Below are 4,362 nucleotides of genomic sequence, written 5' to 3' on the forward strand. Positions count from 1 at the left end.
AATGGTTATCTTACGAATCAAAAGTCCATTTCTCTTTATGTAGGTAGCACTTCGGGAATGGAGTTGCGGATTTAAGGGTGAGTAAATACTTTTGCAACATCGCTAAAATCAAGAAGAGATTGTATGAGAGTAAAAAATAGAGATCTAACAATCATTTGCCTATTATTCCTAAAGTAGGTAACATAAATGCAAGTTCAGAATAGCATTGCAAAAAAGATAAGTTTGCTATAGTCCTCTTCCTCTTTTCTTCTTTTTCTTGGCTTGGTTTCTGAGCCTGTGCTGCCATGCTCTCTCGGCATAATCATCACCGTGTGTCTGTGGGTTGATTAACCCGCCTACTCCGGAAATGATTTCTTCTGCTGCATTTATGGCAGTACTTGCCACATTGCTTACGGCTTGTGCAATAGATGAACTTTCATTTGTGTTGGCAGGTGATATATGGGAGCGGCTGGGAGGAACAAGTTGATAACCTGTATCGGATTGAGCGTTGTTCTTTGTCGGCTCATCTGCCATTGTCATGGTTTTCTTTGGTTCAGTCTTTTTGCTTATCTCGAAGTTCTTCTGTAAGGAACGGTAACTAAACTCCCTGCCGATTTCGGAAGCCTTGAAGGTTTGTTCTGCATATGAGAACCTCAATCCATAGACATTACCTTGCTTGTTCTTCATGCGCTCTATGGCGATGCCGTTCTTATTCAGCTCATAGAGGAACATGGAATGTCCCGTGATACCTGTACCTTTGTATTTTTCAAGTAGGGCATAGCAAATCTTCTGTATTTGTTGCTTGGTCTGTTCTCTCGTAGGATTGGCTTTTGCTTTCTGATGATTCTTCTCCACCTTGACCTCCTTTGCGATGGTCAAGCCTTTCTCTCTGCTTATTTCCTCCGCCACTCTTGCTGCCCTGTTGCTCACAAAAGTAGTATCATAGACCTCTCCGTACAGGCTGATACGATTGGCAATGATGTGAATGTGTCTATTATCAGTGTCCTTGTGCGTTACCGCTACCCATTGGTGGTTGTCAAGTCCCATCTGTTTGGCAAACAGATGGGCTATTCCCATAAGCTCGGATACAGGCAGTCTTTTCTCGTCTTGTGGTGCGATGCCTATTTCAATACGGAGGAACTTGTTCCTGCAACGGCTGTTATAGTCGCTGACCACTTTCATTTCCTCATAGATAGTCTTCGGCTCTCTGCTGCAAAGATTGTGGAAAGCAAGCCGACTGCCGAGCTTGCCCTCTCTGAAAATATAGTCTAAAGCCGTGCTGCCGTGGGTTATCGCCTTACATTTACCTATCATCTCTCTTCATATTTAAGACCTTATATATCTCATCATCCACACGAAAATGAGGGTCGTAGAATCTCTTAAATGCCTCTTTGGCACATAGCGAAAGGTTCTTTGTGATATGTACCCACCTTTCATCCTTAACCTTGATGAGGTTAGAAATCTGCCCATAGAACCGTCCTGTGTGCTGAAGTATGGCAATGGCTTCCCTTTCATTGTCGGTCATCTTAGGAACGGCTGCCACCTCTCCATTTAGGAGTATCTCACGGCAGTAATCGGAAAACTTACGTCCCGCACTTTCAGCCTTTGACTTAATACGCTGCTTTTCTTCTAAGGTGCATCTTACCTTGATGAACTCTGTCTTGTTCATCCGCTGTTCTTTCTTATCCCTCGGCTGCCATCGGACAGCTTTTCCTTTGTATCTATTCATATAAGTTTCCTTTGAAAGTTAATCATTATAGATGATTTGTTGTTGCTTAATTTCTGAATGCTGACCGATGAGAACGTAGTGATTACGGTCTTATCTCCCCGATAGTCTGACGAGGGGAGCAAGAGCAGTTTGTGGGTACAAACTGACGTCTTGCAATATCAGCTAACGAAACGTTTACGCACAAGGCGTTTTGTAGCCTAAAAGTGAATGCCGTGCATTCCATGTATAACTGCGTTCGTGATATTCTCTGCGTTCTGTACGTTCGACAAGTGTTCATTGTCATGTTCTCTGAAAATGGATTGAGGGTTTTGGATGGAAAGCTTGTTCCTTTTCAAGAAAACCCTCACCCTTTTCCTGCAGCTCACAACCTTCTCCATTTCTCTATGTCCTCACCATACTCTTCCAGATGGAGGCGCACGATGTTCTCCACGAAACTTGAAAGGTTGCTGCCCCTGTCGCCCAACCTGCGCACGATGAAGTCGGCACGCTCCTGCGTTTCTCGGCTCAGATAGACTGCCTTTCGGTTGCTCAGTTTGGTTGGCACAAGATAGGCTTGCTTGTAGGCTTCGAGTGTTTTCTTCCTCATTTTGGAGCTGATGCGCCTTTGAACGGTTGCATTCTCTGTATGCTGTGCAGGCTCAGAGTGCGCAGTATTCTCTGTGTCCTGTTCATTAGGCTCTTGAATAAGTCTTGCTTTCCTTGCCCGAAGTTCGGCAATGATATGTTCAGACGAATTTTCTATCTGATTTAGTCCAAAATACTGCTTGTCGGAATGGATTGTATTCTTCATTCCCACATTACTGACTTTTTGCTTTTCCATGTTTTTATCTCATTTTATGTTTGACTTGTTTTGATTTCATGTTTTGATTTTGTTCTGTAACCGACATCCGTGTCTGTATCTGCCCTTTATGCTTCTGTCGCTCACGGACACGGTAAACATGAAACTCGTTGAGGTCTTTGAAGCCTTTGTAATGTACGGACATATCCTCCACCTTGAAACCTACCTTTACAAATTCTTGCACGGTTTTCCGCCCTGCATCGTCATTGTCAAGGAAGGTACGGATATGCGTTAGGTTGTGGTCATTCAGATATCGAATAGCCCTTGCCACATTGCTTACGGAGTTTAGCACAAGACTGTGGTTGGCTACTTCTTCTTTCATTGAAAGAAAAGAGAGGAAATCCATAAATCCCTCAAACACGCATACGGACAATGTATTGTCTATTGCGTGTTCTGTTTGTTTATCCGTGAATACGGGAGTTATGTCCTTCGGGGCTATCGTTCCCTTGAACGAGTGATTGTCTCGAAGCTCATATCCTCCCGACAGGTTGGCAAAGCCGATGGCTTGATAGCGCCTGCCTCTTACCTCATAGCTGATACATTTAAGGAAAGGCTTTGCCTTTTCCAAATCAATGCAGCGTACCTTTGTAAGATACTCCTGCAAATGTGGCGGTAGGGTGCCTGATATACTTATCAGTTTCCTTGTCTCGTTTGCAGCCATCGTTGGTTGGAGATTGTTTTGTGAGAAGTCTTTGTGAGAACTATATACTGTATTATCGGAAGCGTTTTGCCCCAAGCGGCGGATGGCTTCCGATAGTGTGCAGTCCTCCAAACGCATACAGAGGTCGATGATACTTCCGCCCCTGCCTTCGGCATAGTCTATCCAAAGGTTCTTCTCTGTGTCCACCTTGAAACTCGGATGTGTTTCTGCACGCAGTGGTGAGCGGTACAACGCATAGACTGGTGTTCTGCGTACAGGCTTGATGCCTTTCCTTTCAAGATACTCCACGATGGGGGATCGCTTGATGCGTAATAAATCTTCTTCTTTCATTGTGATATGTTTTAATTGAATGGATTGAATCATTTTTGTTTGAATGACAATGGTGTATTTGAATGATATTTGAATGGTAGTTGAATGATTATTGAAAGAAATTCTCTTTTCAGAAGTTTTTCCCCTCCAAACTTTTTCATCTTTCTTCTTACTACATACTATTTTGTGATAAGTATCTGATAATCAGTCTTATTTTGTAGTACCAAGTCATACTGCAAACTTACTACATTCGCCTACTACATCTGACTGCTGCAACTATTCAGCAAAGGACACGGTAAAATCTTCCTTACCTTATATACATAGATGGGACTGCCGCCCTCACGCCTTCGGCTTACTTTCTCAAAGCCTGCCCTCCTAAGGGCTTCGCCCATGTGCTTTAAGGACAAGGGATGATGCGTGTAAAGTCTCAAGTAGGTGATTATCTCGGTGGTGGTCATATAAGTACATTGGGGATTATCCTCCGTTGGTTTCTCAAAACAGCGCAACAGTAGTTCCATTTCTGCGGTCTGTACTTGGAAGTCTTCGCTCTCCCTGTATAGTTCCGTGATTTCATCATCGTCAAACCAATAGCGAAAGCCTGCGTTTAACAAGGCTTTCGCTTCGGCATAGACATTATCCATAGATATTGCCTTTGCACGCTCAATGTCAATGGAAAACACCTCAAAGGGAAGAAAACGCCTGCTGCCTGTGGGGTCGGAAGGAAGTCGTTACCATTTACCGATGCAACGAAACTCGCCAAGTGTGGATATTCCTCCACATACTTGTCGTAGGGCATACGGTACTTGACCATCGGGCAGGTAATAAGGTTTTTGAGTTCGTTTTCGT

4 protein-coding genes and 1 pseudogene are annotated in these 4,362 nt (G+C 43.7%); all 5 read right to left on the bottom strand.

All coding sequences use genetic code 11. The features are described 5' to 3' along the window. Window positions 1–225: 225 nt before the first annotated feature. Window positions 226–1,293, bottom strand: a complete 1,068-nt coding sequence (locus tag DEM91_RS12075) for a relaxase/mobilization nuclease domain-containing protein (protein WP_036887451.1) — start codon at window positions 1,291–1,293, stop codon at window positions 226–228. Beyond that, complete coding sequence (locus DEM91_RS12080; RefSeq protein WP_195254098.1) at window positions 1,283–1,708, bottom strand: plasmid mobilization protein; 426 nt, start codon at window positions 1,706–1,708, stop codon at window positions 1,283–1,285. Before DEM91_RS12080 ends, DEM91_RS12075 begins: the two co-directional genes overlap by 11 nt. Before the next feature lie 361 nt (window positions 1,709–2,069). After that, on the bottom strand, window positions 2,070–2,528 hold the full coding sequence (locus DEM91_RS12085) for a DUF3408 domain-containing protein (RefSeq protein ID WP_249859079.1): 459 nt from the start codon (window positions 2,526–2,528) through the stop codon (window positions 2,070–2,072). Window positions 2,529–2,532: 4 nt separating this feature from the next. Then, a complete protein-coding gene (locus DEM91_RS12090) occupies window positions 2,533–3,537 on the bottom strand; it encodes a toprim domain-containing protein (RefSeq protein WP_036887464.1) in 1,005 nt (334 codons plus the stop codon). A gap of 236 nt (window positions 3,538–3,773) precedes the next feature. Further along, window positions 3,774–4,327: pseudogene (locus DEM91_RS12095) on the bottom strand (VapE domain-containing protein). Window positions 4,328–4,362 lie beyond the last annotated feature (35 nt).

The sequence above is a fragment of the Prevotella sp. TCVGH genome (assembly GCF_023522295.1).
Classification (GTDB): Bacteria; Bacteroidota; Bacteroidia; order Bacteroidales; family Bacteroidaceae; genus Prevotella; species Prevotella timonensis.

What these genes read in the sequence shown, in the direction of transcription:
- DEM91_RS12075 (WP_036887451.1), bottom strand. Translation starts at nt 1,293, where the DNA reads ATGATAGGTAAATGTAAGGCGATAACCCACGGCAGCACGGCTTTAGAC.
- DEM91_RS12080 (WP_195254098.1), bottom strand. Translation starts at nt 1,708, where the DNA reads ATGAATAGATACAAAGGAAAAGCTGTCCGATGGCAGCCGAGGGATAAG.
- DEM91_RS12085 (WP_249859079.1), bottom strand. Translation starts at nt 2,528, where the DNA reads ATGGAAAAGCAAAAAGTCAGTAATGTGGGAATGAAGAATACAATCCAT.
- DEM91_RS12090 (WP_036887464.1), bottom strand. Translation starts at nt 3,537, where the DNA reads ATGAAAGAAGAAGATTTATTACGCATCAAGCGATCCCCCATCGTGGAG.